Origin of the sequence: Halobacillus ihumii (assembly GCF_902726645.1) — a bacterium.
Lineage (GTDB): Bacteria > Bacillota > Bacilli > Bacillales > Halobacillaceae > Halobacillus_A > Halobacillus_A ihumii.
This window is the reverse complement of sequence record NZ_CACVAO010000001.1, coordinates 3,290,164-3,305,513: the sequence shown is the minus strand read 5'-3', so window position 1 is coordinate 3,305,513 and position 15,350 is coordinate 3,290,164. Positions and strand designations below refer to the sequence as shown.

General features: G+C 45.8%; 7 protein-coding genes, 16 tRNA genes and 3 rRNA genes. 3 read left to right on the top strand and 23 right to left on the bottom strand.

The annotated features are described in order from the left end of the window. Nucleotide 1: 1 nt before the first annotated feature. A complete protein-coding gene (locus G6R08_RS16470) occupies nucleotides 2-1,708 on the bottom strand; it encodes an ABC-ATPase domain-containing protein (RefSeq protein ID WP_163529401.1) in 1,707 nt (568 codons plus the stop codon). A gap of 135 nt (nucleotides 1,709-1,843) precedes the next feature. After that, nucleotides 1,844-1,917: transfer RNA gene (locus G6R08_RS16465), tRNA-Gly, on the bottom strand. 585 nt (nucleotides 1,918-2,502) lie between these two features. On the opposite strand from G6R08_RS16465, the gene G6R08_RS16460 reads away from it, so the two are divergent. Further along, nucleotides 2,503-4,689 (top strand): FUSC family protein, encoded by a 2,187-nt coding sequence (locus tag G6R08_RS16460; protein ID WP_240339754.1) that lies wholly within the window; start codon nucleotides 2,503-2,505, stop codon nucleotides 4,687-4,689. Nucleotides 4,690-4,813: 124 nt separating this feature from the next. Next, the gene (locus G6R08_RS16455; RefSeq protein WP_163529400.1) at nucleotides 4,814-5,020 is read left to right on the top strand and encodes a hypothetical protein; all 207 of its coding nucleotides are present in this window, start codon (nucleotides 4,814-4,816) and stop codon (nucleotides 5,018-5,020) included. 127 nt (nucleotides 5,021-5,147) lie between these two features. Here the strand turns inward: G6R08_RS16455 and G6R08_RS16450 are convergent, their stop codons facing one another. The 21 genes from G6R08_RS16450 to G6R08_RS16350 form a co-directional block, all read right to left on the bottom strand. Continuing rightward, nucleotides 5,148-5,330, bottom strand: coding sequence for an aspartyl-phosphate phosphatase Spo0E family protein (locus G6R08_RS16450; protein WP_079529178.1), 183 nt, complete (start codon nucleotides 5,328-5,330; stop codon nucleotides 5,148-5,150). A 167-nt stretch (nucleotides 5,331-5,497) separates the two neighbouring features. Next, nucleotides 5,498-6,052 (bottom strand): hypothetical protein, encoded by a 555-nt coding sequence (locus tag G6R08_RS16445; RefSeq protein WP_163529398.1) that lies wholly within the window; start codon nucleotides 6,050-6,052, stop codon nucleotides 5,498-5,500. 996 nt (nucleotides 6,053-7,048) lie between these two features. Then, nucleotides 7,049-7,130: transfer RNA gene (locus G6R08_RS16440), tRNA-Leu, on the bottom strand. A gap of 1 nt (nucleotide 7,131) precedes the next feature. Then, nucleotides 7,132-7,205: transfer RNA gene (locus tag G6R08_RS16435), tRNA-Cys, on the bottom strand. 43 nt (nucleotides 7,206-7,248) lie between these two features. Continuing rightward, nucleotides 7,249-7,323 (bottom strand) — tRNA-Gly (locus G6R08_RS16430). 6 nt (nucleotides 7,324-7,329) lie between these two features. Then, a tRNA-Gln gene (locus G6R08_RS16425) sits at nucleotides 7,330-7,404 on the bottom strand. Nucleotides 7,405-7,426: 22 nt separating this feature from the next. Next, nucleotides 7,427-7,502 (bottom strand) — tRNA-His (locus tag G6R08_RS16420). A 16-nt stretch (nucleotides 7,503-7,518) separates the two neighbouring features. Further along, a tRNA-Trp gene (locus G6R08_RS16415) sits at nucleotides 7,519-7,589 on the bottom strand. A 9-nt stretch (nucleotides 7,590-7,598) separates the two neighbouring features. After that, nucleotides 7,599-7,684 (bottom strand) — tRNA-Tyr (locus G6R08_RS16410). A 12-nt stretch (nucleotides 7,685-7,696) separates the two neighbouring features. Beyond that, nucleotides 7,697-7,772, bottom strand: a tRNA-Thr gene (locus G6R08_RS16405). Between the two features lie 12 nt (nucleotides 7,773-7,784). Then, nucleotides 7,785-7,860, bottom strand: a tRNA-Phe gene (locus G6R08_RS16400). Between the two features lie 36 nt (nucleotides 7,861-7,896). Beyond that, a tRNA-Asp gene (locus G6R08_RS16395) sits at nucleotides 7,897-7,973 on the bottom strand. 6 nt (nucleotides 7,974-7,979) lie between these two features. Then, a tRNA-Met gene (locus G6R08_RS16390) sits at nucleotides 7,980-8,056 on the bottom strand. Nucleotides 8,057-8,095: 39 nt separating this feature from the next. Beyond that, nucleotides 8,096-8,171 (bottom strand) — tRNA-Val (locus G6R08_RS16385). Between the two features lie 55 nt (nucleotides 8,172-8,226). Next, nucleotides 8,227-8,301, bottom strand: a tRNA-Glu gene (locus tag G6R08_RS16380). A gap of 18 nt (nucleotides 8,302-8,319) precedes the next feature. After that, nucleotides 8,320-8,412, bottom strand: a tRNA-Ser gene (locus G6R08_RS16375). A 5-nt stretch (nucleotides 8,413-8,417) separates the two neighbouring features. Continuing rightward, nucleotides 8,418-8,492: transfer RNA gene (locus G6R08_RS16370), tRNA-Asn, on the bottom strand. Nucleotides 8,493-8,503: 11 nt separating this feature from the next. Further along, nucleotides 8,504-8,617 (bottom strand): 5S ribosomal RNA (gene rrf / locus G6R08_RS16365). A gap of 270 nt (nucleotides 8,618-8,887) precedes the next feature. Next, nucleotides 8,888-11,810 (bottom strand): 23S ribosomal RNA (locus G6R08_RS16360). A gap of 217 nt (nucleotides 11,811-12,027) precedes the next feature. After that, nucleotides 12,028-13,594: ribosomal RNA gene (locus G6R08_RS16355) — 16S ribosomal RNA — on the bottom strand. Together the 16S, 23S and 5S rRNA genes with 15 tRNA genes alongside form the textbook arrangement of a ribosomal RNA operon. Nucleotides 13,595-13,960: 366 nt before the next feature. Next, on the bottom strand, nucleotides 13,961-14,833 hold the full coding sequence (locus tag G6R08_RS16350; protein ID WP_163529396.1) for a nucleotidyltransferase-like protein: 873 nt from the start codon (nucleotides 14,831-14,833) through the stop codon (nucleotides 13,961-13,963). Nucleotides 14,834-14,966: 133 nt separating this feature from the next. Between G6R08_RS16350 and G6R08_RS16345 the strand changes: the two genes are divergently transcribed. Then, nucleotides 14,967-15,344, top strand: coding sequence for a YgzB family protein (locus G6R08_RS16345; protein WP_079526711.1), 378 nt, complete (start codon nucleotides 14,967-14,969; stop codon nucleotides 15,342-15,344). Nucleotides 15,345-15,350: the final 6 nt, after the last annotated feature.

The window sequence follows — 15,350 nt, the reverse complement described above, 5'->3', positions numbered from 1 at the left end:
TTTATCTCATATCGTTCACTTTAGCTGTACGCAGCCGATTAAGAGCAGCCGCGATTTCAAATCTGCGCGGGCGGGCTAACTCCCCTGGATGCTGATCCTTAAAAGGAGCAAATGATGCGAGTCCCTGTTCATCAAGCTGTTGGTCAAGTTTATCGAGCAGTTCATGTAACGTTAAGTTTTGTTTTAATAACCCTTTTTTATCTAAATGTAACAAAAGGTCAGCCACTAATCGTGTTTGCGACGTATCGACCAGCTGTTCCACAGCGTCAAGTGTCAATTCTGTTCTTCCCATTAAAATAAGCGTTCTGCCTTTTGCCTGCACTTTCTCTTTCTTCCCTTTTTTAGCTTGAATCGATTGAGGGGCAAACGATCTCGCTGGCAAAGTTCCGAACGATTCAGCCACGGATTCCCGTTTACTCGGATATTTGGCTGCAATTTGTTTCGCCTGCTCTGTCACCTGATGAGGCACATATTGATCCATCATAATGACTTCATCTGCGGCGTGAAAATAGTCTCCGGAACCGCCCATCACTAAGATCGTAGACACATCAAGTTCATCGCGCATCTGCTGGATTTTATCAATAAACGGGGTGATCGGTTCCTTCTCTCGTACAACTAGCTCCTGCATGCGCTCATCACGGATCATAAAGTTCGTGGCACTTGTATCTTCATCGATCAAGAGCGTATCAGCACCAGCCTCAATCGCCTCAATTACGTTGGCAGCCTGTGATGTACTGCCACTGGCATTTTCTGTTGAGAATTGTGTCGTATCCACACCATGAGGCAGATTTTTAATAAAAGGTGAAATGTCAACATTGGTCACCTGACGGCCATCTTCGGCTCTTACTTTAACGGCCTGAGGATCGGTCACAACGTATTCACGGCCATCTCCTTTAATATGCGGATAAACTCCGCGCTCGATTGCTTTTAGTAACGTACTTTTTCCATGATAACCTCCACCAACAATCAGGACAATTCCTTTGCGAATCGCCATGCCTGTCAGCGGCTGTTCGCGGTGCGGCAAATCAATCGAAATCCGGTTGGCTTCAGGACTTTGAAAGGTCACCGCATCCTTCATCGGTTTGTCGCTTATCCCGCTTGCACGAGGCAAAATAGCCCCATCCGCTACAAACGAAATGTAGCCTTCTTCCTTCATTTTATTCAAAATCGTTTCATGCTGATCTGCTAATTTTACCGACTCTGCAATTTCCTGATCTTTTATACTAAGAACAGACTTCTCAATGATGTCAGGGAGCAATTGGAAAAATAACTTCTCAGCCTGCTTACCATTAATCCTGCGACCGTTCGCGGGCAGACCGACTGTTAAACATACGGTTGTAAACCCATTCTCAAAATTGACCGCTGTCCGCTCTAAAACTTCCTGCCCCGGCCGATCAATGGCTACGAGACCGCTTTTTCCAGAACCACGCACATCAGAACCAGTTTGGTAAATCGCCTGAGCTACCTTTCTCGTCATCACATCTTCAGCAAAAACTTTCCGCTTCCTTGTTGAGATCCATTCTTCGTCGATCTTCCGGGTCTTATCAGGGATGCGAAGCCGTATTTTCGAAGGAGCAGCAAACGGATCTCCCTGAACGTAATCAATCATCAACTCATAAGCTGGGAAAAAATAACGCCCCTGAATTTGCTTATAACCTTTATAACTCTTGCCATCTATTTGTTGCAGAATATTTCTTAATTTTTTCATAGCACGTCACTCCTCTACTACCTATGTATCCTACCAGCTTCATTAAAAAACGCAATGCTTCGTTACTTGAATAAACGAAACACTGCGTTGGCTCACATATTTAGGTATTATTGCTTCCTACTCAATTGGTAGTCATGGAGCGGGTGAAGGGAATCGAACCCTCGTCATCAGCTTGGAAGGCTGAGGTTTTACCACTAAACTACACCCGCATTTAAACAGTTTCATTAGCCACATTTTTACATGCCCTTACCTCTTACTAGCTTATTCGAAGAAGCTAATCGGGGCGGGCAACTCGAAGCTTACTCGGTGAAGTTTCGCTCGTGGCTGAGGTTTTACCACTAAACTACACCCGCAAATCGTTCTTATTTCGAAACCGTAATTCAAATTATAACAATCCTATTTAAAGGATGCAACACGAAACTATCGATTTTTGTCGAAAGTTTATCTCATCTATTACTAGTATAGTAGTTCCCCAGCCAATTTATACATTAGTCCATACTTTCACAATAATAATTCAAATGAGGAGCTTTCACATGATCAATTTAATGATCGGTACCGGCCTTTATATGTGGAGTTATCTATTTAATCCTTAATCCGAATAGTGCGCTAGTCGTTTCTTTGTCAAAAAAGACAATTCATGGCTTTGCTTCTCGTATTCACTGTGATTACCCTCTACATGGTAAGTACAGATAATTACCATATTATTTAAACTGAAACAGTTGAATTGACGGTCAAAGAGACTTACGATAAGGAGAGCACAAAAAGCGATTTTAATAAAGAAGGTTGATGAAACATTGAGGTTATTACAAAGAAAAAACTATTGGATAAGCCGTTTTCTCGCCTCAGACCCAGGTAGAAAAAGGCTCAACCAAGCTGGAAAAGCAACGATTAGCTTGATTTCCGCTGTCGTCACCGTCATCCTTGTTCTGAATTTATTAGGACAACCTCCCCTGATGCCAGCTATTGTGGCAGGAATTACAGGTATGCTTGGTATTATGACCGTAATGGATGACACGAAAGAGAAGAAGAAAGTAACTACTTTGCTGCTCGGAGTCTCCGCTGCATGTGGAGTGACAGCAGGTTCTTTGTTAGCCTCGAACGCTTACCTAGTTTCCGCGCTTATGATTTTGATCATTTTTTGCGGATTTTACTTTTCACGTTTTGGAAGTCGTTATTTTTCTCTTGGCATGATTGGATTTATGACGGTTTATTTATCTTCTTTTTTAGGACTGTCTCCTAGTCAATTCCCCTGGTTTTATTTGGGGATCGTGATCGGGGGAGCATTCGCATTTTTATATAACTTTATCGTCTTTAAAGATTCAGCCCAACTGTTAAAAAGAAGCATGCGTTCTTTTCATATCCAAGCTAACTTAGCGTTCGATCTTCTAATCGAAATCATTCAGGATCCAGAGATCAACCATACCCGCATTAAAAAGCTTCAATATAATGTCAGTAAGCTTAGGGAATATGCCAGTCATGTCGCAACAGACCTTAACACTCAGGATGTAACAGAAGTCTGGCCAGGTCTTACCACCTCACAATTAAGACTGTATGTTTTTGATACGTCGATGCTCGTTGTAACCCTGGCCGATTCCCTCCAACGTTTGAAGAAGGAAGATGCACTAGAGGCAAAAGAATTACAAGACCTTTTAGCAAAAGTCATTACCTCTCTTCACAAAGCAGAAGTCCTTTCACAAGATTATGAAGTTCAAAATCTTGCAAAGGCTCAAGCAGCTACCAAAGAGCTGCGCCACATGAGTAATCATTTGTTTGCCAGACAAAATTCACGACCTGAAGGATGGCTTTATTTAATACGCAGAATCGAATCGATTGCTTCACATGTAACGAATGGGGCGTTAGCCATCCAACAGTCGCTGCACTCAGGCCAACAACCTGCTAAAGAAAAGGAAGAGGAAACAAGTGAAGCAGACAAGGAAGGTCAAGAGGAAAACCAGAAGTTAAAGCCCTCTACCAAAAAGGCCTACCAATCGCTAATAGCTGGGACCATCGCGATTATTGTCGGGCATCTCATCTCACCAGTGCAGCCCTATTGGGTATTGTTAACTACCTTTATCGTCCAGCTCGGGACGGAGTCCGTAGGCCGCACGTATATGAAAGGCTTGCAGCGCTCAGTAGGAACAGTCATTGGAGCCGTAATTGGCTTCGTATTAGCCAAAGCCGTTTCAGGACATTCCATTATAGAAATCGTGCTTCTTTTTACTGTTGTATTTTTAGCTTTTTACATTGTTGCGGTCTCTTACACACTAATGAGCATGCTCATCACATTGCTCATCGCCTTTATGTATGACCTATTACTAGGGGGAATCAGCTTCGCTCTATTAGAAGCACGAGTAATAGACACTATTGCAGGGGCAGCCATTGCCTTAACCATTGCGGCACTGATTTTCCCCAAGAAAACGATGGAAAAAGTATCAGAAGCCTTTAATGACTACCTTGAAGAACTCAGTTCATATGTGACCCAGTATATCCACAGTTTTCGTGAACCTATGGACATTAAAGAGCTGGCTGACCATGCCTTTAAAATGGATGAAAAGGTTCAAGCAATAAAGGATGAGTCCAAATCGCTTCTTCAACGGCCGGGAGCCCTAAGACATCGTGAACTGCCGCGGTGGATCACGATTTTTACAGCGATCAACTATTACGCCAAACACCTGGTAGCTTCCTCCTATCAGAAGCATTTTACTTATCCTGAAGAGTTCGAGGCTGTTTTCATCTCAATGGAGGAGAAATTCAACTCCAACATAGAGACGCTAACTCATATGATGACGACAGGAGATCGAAGCGGAGTCACATTTAATATGAATGAAGAGAGAAAACAAATCGAACAATACGCGCCTGCCCATAACGGGAGCCAAAGTGATCTCATCCATCATCTTTACTATGTATGGAGGATTAATCAATCGATCGTCCTCTTAGGAAAAGAAATGGGCGCGGAAGAAAAAGACCGAAAAACGACCTGACACTACATGAGGTGTCAGGTCGTTTTTTATAATTATCGTGGAGTGAACAGCCCGAAATGTATATTCTAGCAGTAGAACTGGCTATACTAGATCAAAATATCTATTTTTTCAGGAGCTGAGCTACATGTTAAATTGGAACGAACCATTACACGAAAAGATCACCAACCTTCAAGAGTTGGAAACAGAAGCACAAGCTGACCTAGAAGATCTCAACAAGTATATCAACCAACTAAATCCCGGCTACAGCAGAGAAGTTTTGGAGCAAAAGCGAGAACTTAAGAAAGAAATCTTAAAGTCTATTGGAGCTGAACTCAATTACATGAAAAAGTAAACAAGGTTCCAAGGCTTACACACCGCCAGGGAACCTTCTGATACGAACTATTATTTATAAGTACATTCTTTTACTTGAATATGTGTAATCATCATCAGCTGTCCGCCACGTTATCTCCTCAGGCGAATTATACAGAAGAGGTAAGCTGACTCTCTCCCATCACCTTGCTATAAACGTTGAGCAGCTCATCTAACTGCTGACTGCATTTAATGACTTCTTTGTTGGTAAGTCCCTTTTCCATGCCAAGTTCAATCATTTCAACTCTCTTTTTATCGATACACCACTTTATCAACTGTCTTACATTCAACAATTCCCCACATCTCCTATATATTTTTGTCACAACCAGACATTATTATCTAGGATTATAAAGTGTATGTAAATGCTTTTGACAAAGAAAGATAAAACAAGACAAATCAAGACACCATGAATTCGCTTTCATTCTACATACGTTATAAAAAAAACTTTACCAGGCGTTTTCTAATCTAGCGTTTCGGTAATTCCCCAAACTTTGTCAGTCCCACTATAAGAATTTAACGCAATATCCAGATCATGAAACATTCGGTGAAGATTACGAACCGTTTCTTTATCCTTATTCTCCAGAGCTGCCGATGCATAAGACCCAATTTCCTCCAAATCAGACTTAAGACTATCTGACGTTACATTCGGTTTTAACGTCTCGATCTGTGAAAGAATAGTTTCGGCCTTTTTCCTTTGGTCATTCCAATTTAAAGAGGCGATCGCCCCATAACCTGTTGTATCATTGTAAAAATCATGTGTCTTTGAAACAAACTCCCCAACATCTTTATTTGCTTCTCCAACGGTTGCTTGCGTTTCTTCAATTTTCTCTGTTGAAACCTCCCCGGCTTCCGCTTCCTTCGTTTGACCGGAATCGCTTGCATCTTCCTCCGTTTGACTAGACTCGCTTGCCACATCCTCCTTCGTCATTACGTCCGCAACAACAAGGTAAACGAACACGCCTAACACCAGGAAGGCAATAATGCCGAGGGTCCAAATCGTCCTTTTAAATGTCATTTTTTCGTATCCCACCTTTTTCTCATCTTTATTGTAATATTATCGTAACAAAGTCGCATAAACGTGTAAATTATTCCAGTAAAAAACCGCCAAAGTATGGCGGTTGATTTTCAATTTTAAGTATATACTTTTTCCTAAATTCATCCTAGATTAATAATCACAGCTTTTCCGGATTTTCAAGTCTCGCTGAAACAATCTCGCCACAATTCTTACAATAAGTGATAATCTTATTCGTACCACTTGAAAGTTTTTTTCCTAACGGCCTCACATGCATATAGTCACTACCCTGCGCAAATTCTTTGCCATTACATTCTGGGCACTCCTTGATCATAGTTAGCCAACTTTCTGTAGAAATATTAATTATTTTAAGATAATTACAAAATAACTCTATCACTTACTAAATTTTCCTGCAACTAAAATACCAAATTAGTACAATTATTTTAAAACTATGATTCTCTTCTTTAACGTTGATTCCTGCGACTATAAGTCCTAGCCGACCGTGCTTACGAATGCACCTTCGCCATCCTGACGCTAAGGATGTATAAGCACCGTCATATAGAAAGTTAAATAGCGTCCTAATCGGTCGTAACTTCGTGTTGATCGTACCGGTTTTCAATCACCGAGTATGTTTCAATTCTTCGATATAATTGTCGATATCATGACGTACGACCACGTTTAAATCTAACGTCCCTCATGTATGAACTAGAAAACGTCCAAAATCGTTACACTCTCGTAAGGCTTTCCATTCTCTCAGCTATGAATTAACGATAATGTTTCGTAAATCGTTAGTTCATACCTTGTATCTTTTTCTTACTTCTTCTAACTCTCGACCGTTTAACCGATTATTCCGCCTAGACATAAAAAAAGTATGCCCTCCTAATCGAAAATAGAAAAGCGGTCACTTATCGTAAGGTAACACGACCAATTAACGTAAATTGAACGTAAAAAAGACGGTACCTAACCGTCGTTAGATACCGTCTTTATGCGACTTTTTAATACCGGTGGCCGGGGTCGAACCGGCACTCCGTGAGGAACACGATTTTGAGTCGTGCGCGTCTGCCAATTCCGCCACACCGGCATGGAGGCGGCAACCGGAATCGAACCGGTGATAAAGGAGTTGCAGTCCTCTGCCTTACCGCTTGGCTATGCCGCCATATTACATTCTATACAATCATTTCAATATTATGAATAGAAAATGGAGCGGGAGACGGGATTCGAACCCGCGACCCCCACCTTGGCAAGGTGGTGTTCTACCACTGAACTACTCCCGCATTGAATGGCTGGGCCAGCTGGATTCGAACCAGCGCATGACGGTACCAAAAACCGTTGCCTTACCGCTTGGCTATGGCCCAACAACATTTTCATTGAAAAAAATGGGGCGACTAGTGGGATTTGAACCCACGCATGCCGGAACCACAATCCGGTGCGTTAACCCCTTCGCCATAGCCGCCATAATGATAGAAAAGCAGGGGTAGTAGGAATCGAACCCACATTGACGGTTTTGGAGACCGTAGTTTTACCATTAAACTATACCCCTATGAATAAATGGTGGAGGGAGTAGGACTCGAACCTACGAACCCGATGGGAGCGGATTTACAGTCCGCCGCGTTTGGCCAACTTCGCTATCCCTCCATATTAAATAAATGGTGCCGGCCAGAGGACTTGAACCCCCAACCTACTGATTACAAATCAGTTGCTCTGCCAGTTGAGCTAGGCCGGCAAGCTGATGAAATGGTGGCTCGGGACGGAATCGAACCGCCGACACACGGATTTTCAGTCCGTTGCTCTACCGACTGAGCTACCGAGCCAGATCAATCTACGATTGTATGTAAATATGTAATCAGTGGCGGTCCGGACGGGACTCGAACCCGCGACCTCCTGCGTGACAGGCAGGCATTCTAACCAACTGAACTACCGGACCGTATTTTGGTTGCGGGGGCAGGATTTGAACCTGCGACCTCCGGGTTATGAGCCCGACGAGCTACCGAACTGCTCTACCCCGCGACAATGTAACAACTAGATTATAGCTATTATGAAAATAGATGGTGGAGGATGCAGGGCTCGAACCTGCGACCCCTTGCTTGTAAGGCAAGTGCTCTCCCAGCTGAGCTAATCCTCCACAAAAGGAATGTGCCAAAGCATGAGTAATGTAAATATGTACATCATACATTTTTTGGTGACCCGTACGGGATTCGAACCCGTGTTACCGCCGTGAAAGGGCGGTGTCTTAACCACTTGACCAACGGGCCAAACGAATATCTTCGATATGGCGGAGAGCGAGGGATTCGAACCCTCGAAACCGCGAAAACGGTTTACACGAATTCCAATCGTGCTCCTTCGGCCAGCTCGGACAGCTCTCCGTAAATGGCTCCACCGGTAGGATTCGAACCTACGACCGATCGGTTAACAGCCGATTGCTCTACCACTGAGCTACGGTGGAATAAGTGTGAAACCTGGCAACGTCCTACTCTCACGGGGATCGACCCGACTACCATCGGCGCTGAAGAGCTTAACTGCTGTGTTCGGCATGGGAACAGGTGTGACCTCTTCGCTATCGTTACCAGATCTCTATTATTCTTTTTCAAGGACAAAATATATTATAAGATCCTTGAAGGAAAATATCAAGAGTTTTTTTGAAAACCCTCAAAACTGGATAAGACGCTCAAGGTATCAAACGGTCAGTTGTACTTTTTGAATATAGTTAAGTCATCGATTGATTAGTATCCGTCAGCTCCACGTGTCACCACGCTTCCACCTCGGACCTATCGACCTCATCGTCTCTGAGGAATCTTACTTACTTGGCGTAAGGGGAAATCTCATCTCAAGNTTTTCAATATAGTTAAGTCATCGATTGATTAGTATCCGTCAGCTCCACGTGTCACCACGCTTCCACCTCGGACCTATCGACCTCATCGTCTCTGAGGAATCTTACTTACTTGGCGTAAGGGGAAATCTCATCTCAAGGGGGGCTTCATGCTTAGATGCTTTCAGCACTTATCCCGTCCACACGTAGCTACCCAGCGATGCTCCTGGCGGAACAACTGGTACACCAGCGGTGTGTCCATCCCGGTCCTCTCGTACTAAGGACAGCTCCTTTCAGATTTCCAACGCCCACGACGGATAGGGACCGAACTGTCTCACGACGTTCTGAACCCAGCTCGCGTACCGCTTTAATGGGCGAACAGCCCAACCCTTGGGACCGACTACAGCCCCAGGATGCGATGAGCCGACATCGAGGTGCCAAACCTCCCCGTCGATGTGGACTCTTGGGGGAGATAAGCCTGTTATCCCCGGGGTAGCTTTTATCCGTTGAGCGACGGCCCTTCCATACGGTACCGCCGGATCACTAAGCCCGACTTTCGTCCCTGCTCGCCTTGTAAGTCTCGCAGTCAAGCTCCCTTGTGCCTTTACACTCTGCGAATGATTTCCAACCATTCTGAGGGAACCTTTGGGCGCCTCCGTTACTCTTTAGGAGGCGACCGCCCCAGTCAAACTGCCCACCTGACACTGTCTCCGAACCGGATCACGGTCCTGGGTTAGAATGTCCGTACAGCCAGGGTGGTATCCCGCCAGCGCCTCCACCGTAGCTAGCGCTCCGGTTTCTCAGGCTCCCACCTATCCTGTACAAGCTGTACCAACATTCAATATCAGGCTACAGTAAAGCTCCACGGGGTCTTTCCGTCCTGTCGCGGGTAATGCGCATCTTCACGCATAGTATAATTTCACCGGGTCTCTCGTTGAGACAGTGCCCAAGTCGTTGCACCTTTCGTGCGGGTCGGAACTTACCCGACAAGGAATTTCGCTACCTTAGGACCGTTATAGTTACGGCCGCCGTTTACTGGGGCTTCGGTTCAACGCTTCGCGCTTACGCGCTAACGCATCCCCTTAACCTTCCAGCACCGGGCAGGTGTCAGCCCCTATACTTCGCCTTACGGCTTCGCAGAGACCTGTGTTTTTGGTAAACAGTCGCTTGGGCCTTTTCACTGCGGCTCCTCGGCAGAGGAGCACCCCTTCTCCCGAAGTTACGGGGTCATTTTGCCGAGTTCCTTAACGAGAGTTCTCCCGCTCACCTTAGGATCCTCTCCTCGCCTACCTGTGTTGGTTTGCGGTACGGGCGCCTCTTTCCTCACTAGAGGATTTTCTTGGCAGTGTGAACTCAGGAGCTTCGGTACTTTAGTTCCCTCCCCATCACAGCTTGACGTTGCCGAGTGGATTTGCCTGCCTCGACCGTCTCACTGCTTGGACGCACACATCCAATGGTGCGCTCTCCTTATCCTCCTGCGTCCCCCCGTCGTTCAAACGGAAAGGAGGCGGTACAGGAATATCAACCTGTTGTCCATCGCCTACGCCTTTCGGCCTCGGCTTAGGTCCCGACTAACCCTGAGAGGACGAGCCTTCCTCAGGAAACCTTGGGCTTTCGGTGAAAGAGATTCTCACTCTTTGTTCGCTACTCATACCGGCATTCTCACTTCTAAGCGCTCCACCAGTCCTTACGGTCTGACTTCGCCGCCCTTAGAACGCTCTCCTACCACTGATCCGTTCGGATCAATCCGCAGCTTCGGTGGTGTGTTTAGCCCCGGTATATTTTCGGCGCAGAGTCACTCGACCAGTGAGCTATTACGCACTCTTTCAATGATGGCTGCTTCTAAGCCAACATCCTGGTTGTCTAAGCAACTCCACATCCTTTTCCACTTAACACACACTTAGGGACCTTAGCTGGCGGTCTGGGCTGTTTCCCTCTCGACCATGAACCTTATCACCCATGGTCTGACTCCCAGAACAAAGTCGTTGGCATTCGGAGTTTGACTGAATTCGGTAACCCGGTAGGGGCCCCTCGTCCAATCAGTGCTCTACCTCCAAGACTTTCTATTCTGAGGCTAGCCCTAAAGCTATTTCGGAGAGAACCAGCTATCTCCGTGTTCGATTGGCATTTCACCCCTACCCACACCTCATCCCCGCAATTTTCAACTTGCGTGGGTTCGGGCCTCCAGTCAGTGTTACCTGACCTTCACCCTGGACATGGGTAGATCACACGGTTTCGGGTCTACGACCGCATACTCATTCGCCCTATTCAGACTCGCTTTCGCTGCGGCTCCGCTTCTGACGCTTAACCTTGCATACAGTCGTAACTCGCCGGTTCATTCTACAAAAGGCACGCCGTCACCCATCAATGGGCTCCGACTACTTGTAGGCACACGGTTTCAGGTTCTCTTTCACTCCCCTTCCGGGGTGCTTTTCACCTTTCCCTCACGGTACTGGTTCACTATCGGTCACTAGGGAGTATTTAGCCTTGGGAGATGGTCCTCCCGGATTCCGACGGAATTCCTCGTGTTCCGCCGTACTCAGGATCCACTCCGGAGAAAAGAAGATGTCGATTACAGGGCTCTTACCTGCTCTGGCTGATCGTTCCAGATCGATTCATCTATCTTCTTTTTTGGTAACTCCAAAGGAGTGTCCTACAACCCCAGAAAGCAAGCTTTCTGGTTTGGGCTGATTCCGTTTCGCTCGCCGCTACTTGGGAAATCGCGTTTGCTTTCTCTTCCTCCGGGTACTGAGATGTTTCAGTTCCCCGGGTCTGCCTTCGTCTACCTATGTATTCAGTAAACGATCCTGCTCCATTACGAGCAGGGGGTTTCCCCATTCGGAAATCTTCGGTGCACAGCCTACTTACGGCTTCCCAAAGCATATCGGTGTTAGTCCCGTCCTTCATCGGCTCCTAGTACCAAGGCATCCACCGTGCGCCCTTATTCACTTAACTATCTGTGAAAAGACGTTTAAAAAATTGATGTTTGATGTCTTGTCATCCCGTGCGGATCTAACGATCCAACACGTTCTGAAATATCTTATCCAGTTTTCAAGGTTCACAATGAGAAGATCTTTTGATCTCTCAAAACTGAACAACCAACCAGGTACGTCCTCCGTATGCGGCAGCTTCCGTCACCCGTAAGGGTGCTTCCGCCTTGCATATTCCTTAGAAAGGAGGTGATCCAGCCGCACCTTCCGATACGGCTACCTTGTTACGACTTCACCCCAATCATTGGCCCCACCTTCGGCGGCTGGCTCCATAAAGGTTACCTCACCGACTTCGGGTGTTGCCAACTCTCGTGGTGTGACGGGCGGTGTGTACAAGGCCCGGGAACGTATTCACCGCGGCATGCTGATCCGCGATTACTAGCGATTCCGGCTTCATGCAGGCGAGTTGCAGCCTGCAATCCGAACTGAGAATGGTTTTATGGGATTTGCTACACCTTGCGGCTTCGCTGCCCTTTGTACCATCCATTGTAGCACGTGTGTAGCCCAGGTCATAAGGGGCATGATGATTTGACGTCATCCCCGCCTTCCTCCGGTTTGTCACCGGCAGTCACCTTAGAGTGCCCAACTCAATGCTGGCAACTAAGATTAGGGGTTGCGCTCGTTGCGGGACTTAACCCAACATCTCACGACACGAGCTGACGACAACCATGCACCACCTGTCACTTGGTCCCCGAAGGGAAGACCCTATCTCTAGGGTGGTCCAAGGATGTCAAGACCTGGTAAGGTTCTTCGCGTTGCTTCGAATTAAACCACATGCTCCACCGCTTGTGCGGGCCCCCGTCAATTCCTTTGAGTTTCAGCCTTGCGGCCGTACTCCCCAGGCGGAGTGCTTAATGCGTTAACTTCAGCACTAAGGGGTGGAAGCCCCCTAACACCTAGCACTCATCGTTTACGGCGTGGACTACCAGGGTATCTAATCCTGTTTGCTACCCACGCTTTCGCACCTCAGCGTCAGAAACAGACCAGAGAGTCGCCTTCGCCACTGGTGTTCCTCCACATATCTACGCATTTCACCGCTACACGTGGAATTCCACTCTCCTCTTCTGTCCTCAAGTTCCCCAGTTTCCAATGACCCTCCACGGTTGAGCCGTGGGCTTTCACATCAGACTTAAGAAACCGCCTGCGCGCGCTTTACGCCCAATAATTCCGGACAACGCTTGCCCCCTACGTATTACCGCGGCTGCTGGCACGTAGTTAGCCGGGGCTTCCTCGTTAGGTACCGTCAAGGTACCGCTCTATTCGCACGGTACTTGTTCTTCCCTAACAACAGAACTTTACGATCCGAAGACCTTCATCGTTCACGCGGCGTTGCTCCGTCAGACTTTCGTCCATTGCGGAAGATTCCCTACTGCTGCCTCCCGTAGGAGTCTGGGCCGTGTCTCAGTCCCAGTGTGGCCGATCACCCTCTCAGGTCGGCTACGCATCGTCGCCTTGGTGAGCTATTACCTCACCAACTAGCTAATGCGCCGCGGGCCCATCTGTAAGTGATAGCCAAAGGCCATCTTTTACCTCTCTCTCATGCGAAAAAAAGGATTACCCGGCATTAGCCCCGGTTTCCCGGAGTTATTCCGATCTTACAGGCAGGTTGCCCACGTGTTACTCACCCGTCCGCCGCTCATTCCACAGGCATCACCCCCGAAGGGGATCTGCCTGCTTCCTGCGCTCGACTTGCATGTATTAGGCACGCCGCCAGCGTTCGTCCTGAGCCAGGATCAAACTCTCCATAAAAAGTAAAGTTTGACTTGCTCATTTGCACACCGAATGTGCTTGTTTGAATTCCTTCTATATAATAGAAAGAATATCTTGACGTACTGGTTGGTTCGTTCAGTTTTCAAAGATCAAAATGTTGAGTGCCGCTTCAAAACAGCGACCTAACTAATATATCATGGTTAGTAAGTTAAGTCAATAACTTTTTTCATGATGTTGTGCTGCAAAAAGCGATGTGTTCTGTTCGCTTAATGCGACGTTTAATACTATACCATGCTTTTTAAAAAAGAGTCAATACTTTTTATGAGCATTTTATAATTTTTCCTTAAAAAGAATAAAAACCCTTTCTGCCTAAAACAAGAAAGGGTCAAGCATCATTATTCATCCTTAACGAATTGGGGCTGCTTGATACATTCGATGGTATATATTTGCCCCTTTTGTCTCTTGGGGAACAACTTCTATAAGTCCCTTGTCTACCAAATATTCTACCATTGAAGACAAATCAAGTGCATATTCTTGTATTTCCGGATGTATTTTAAGCTCACCGAAAGACCACGGTCCCTCTTTCCCCATAAGCATAAGTAAATGCTTCGCACTAGTTCGCGATCTGACACTAACGGCATGTTCCACAGCGAGAATCATAAGCTGGACTCGCTTATCAATATCCTCTTTACTCTCAATAAGTTCTTGATAAAGCTTATAAACTTCCGGCTCAATTCTCCTCACTTGATTCCATACAGTAACTTCCGGATGAAATCCTTTTTCAATCACCGCTAACCGTGCTAAATAATGCAGTGAGTGAACCATCCGGCTAAATGCGTCAAGAAACTGTCCGGATTCGAACAAATCCTTTGATTCACTATAGCTTCTAATTAGTTTCGCAAACTCAATAGCTTTCTTTAAATCTCTCGTATGAGTGGGAAAAGTTCTTAACCGTTCTTTGAGATCTGTAACATAATCGTTTCGCTCAAAAACAATCGATCCGTTGATCACCCATTCGACAGCCCTTCGATAAGAACTTGTATCTATCCATTTCTGCAAGAGAGTTTCATCTACAATATGCATCGCAGCAGACTGGTCGTCGAACTCATAGTGCTTCACGTACCAGGGTTCCTGAGCATCTTTAACAATAATAAATAGGATAACGTCAAAATTATCGGTAACCGGACTGTTTGGTTTCTTCTTTTCTAACAGAAGAATTCCCAATGTATTAGCTTGGCTCGCCCTCTCTTGATAAATTGGGCGTAATATATCTTCCATGATTTATCCCCCACATCATTAATCGCTTCACTTTTTTATTCGATACTTTTTGCTAAAATCCTTTTTTCGAATTATATTTTGCCAGAGAAAATATGCTATACTACCTTTGTAGAGAATCTAGGAGGGACCTTAGATGGAGTTAAAGTACACCAGTAAAATTAATAAAATACGTTCTTTTGCTTTCTGGCTTATATTTGCTGGTTTTGGTGTTATGTATATTGGGTTATTATTCAAGGAAACGGCCTGGGCTATGGCGCTCTTTATGATCCTCGGAATGCTATTCATTGGACTAAGTACAGTGGTATATTTTTGGATCGGAATGCTTTCGACAAGAACGATTCAAATTGTCTGTCCGTCCTGTGAGAAGCCAACGAAAATGCTGGGACGTGTAGATGCCTGTATGCATTGTAAACAGCCCCTTACATTGGACAAGTCACTTGAGGGGAAAGAATTTGATGAAAAGTATAATTCGAAGCGTTATAAAAAACAAAATGCAGAGCATCAATCATAATTGCTC

Coding starts and splice junctions, on each gene's coding strand:
- G6R08_RS16350 (WP_163529396.1), bottom strand. CDS start 14,833: ATGGAAGATATATTACGCCCAATTTATCAAGAGAGGGCGAGCCAAGCT.
- G6R08_RS16345 (WP_079526711.1), top strand. CDS start 14,967: ATGGAGTTAAAGTACACCAGTAAAATTAATAAAATACGTTCTTTTGCT.
- G6R08_RS16445 (WP_163529398.1), bottom strand. CDS start 6,052: ATGACATTTAAAAGGACGATTTGGACCCTCGGCATTATTGCCTTCCTG.
- G6R08_RS16455 (WP_163529400.1), top strand. CDS start 4,814: ATGTTAAATTGGAACGAACCATTACACGAAAAGATCACCAACCTTCAA.
- G6R08_RS16470 (WP_163529401.1), bottom strand. CDS start 1,708: ATGAAAAAATTAAGAAATATTCTGCAACAAATAGATGGCAAGAGTTAT.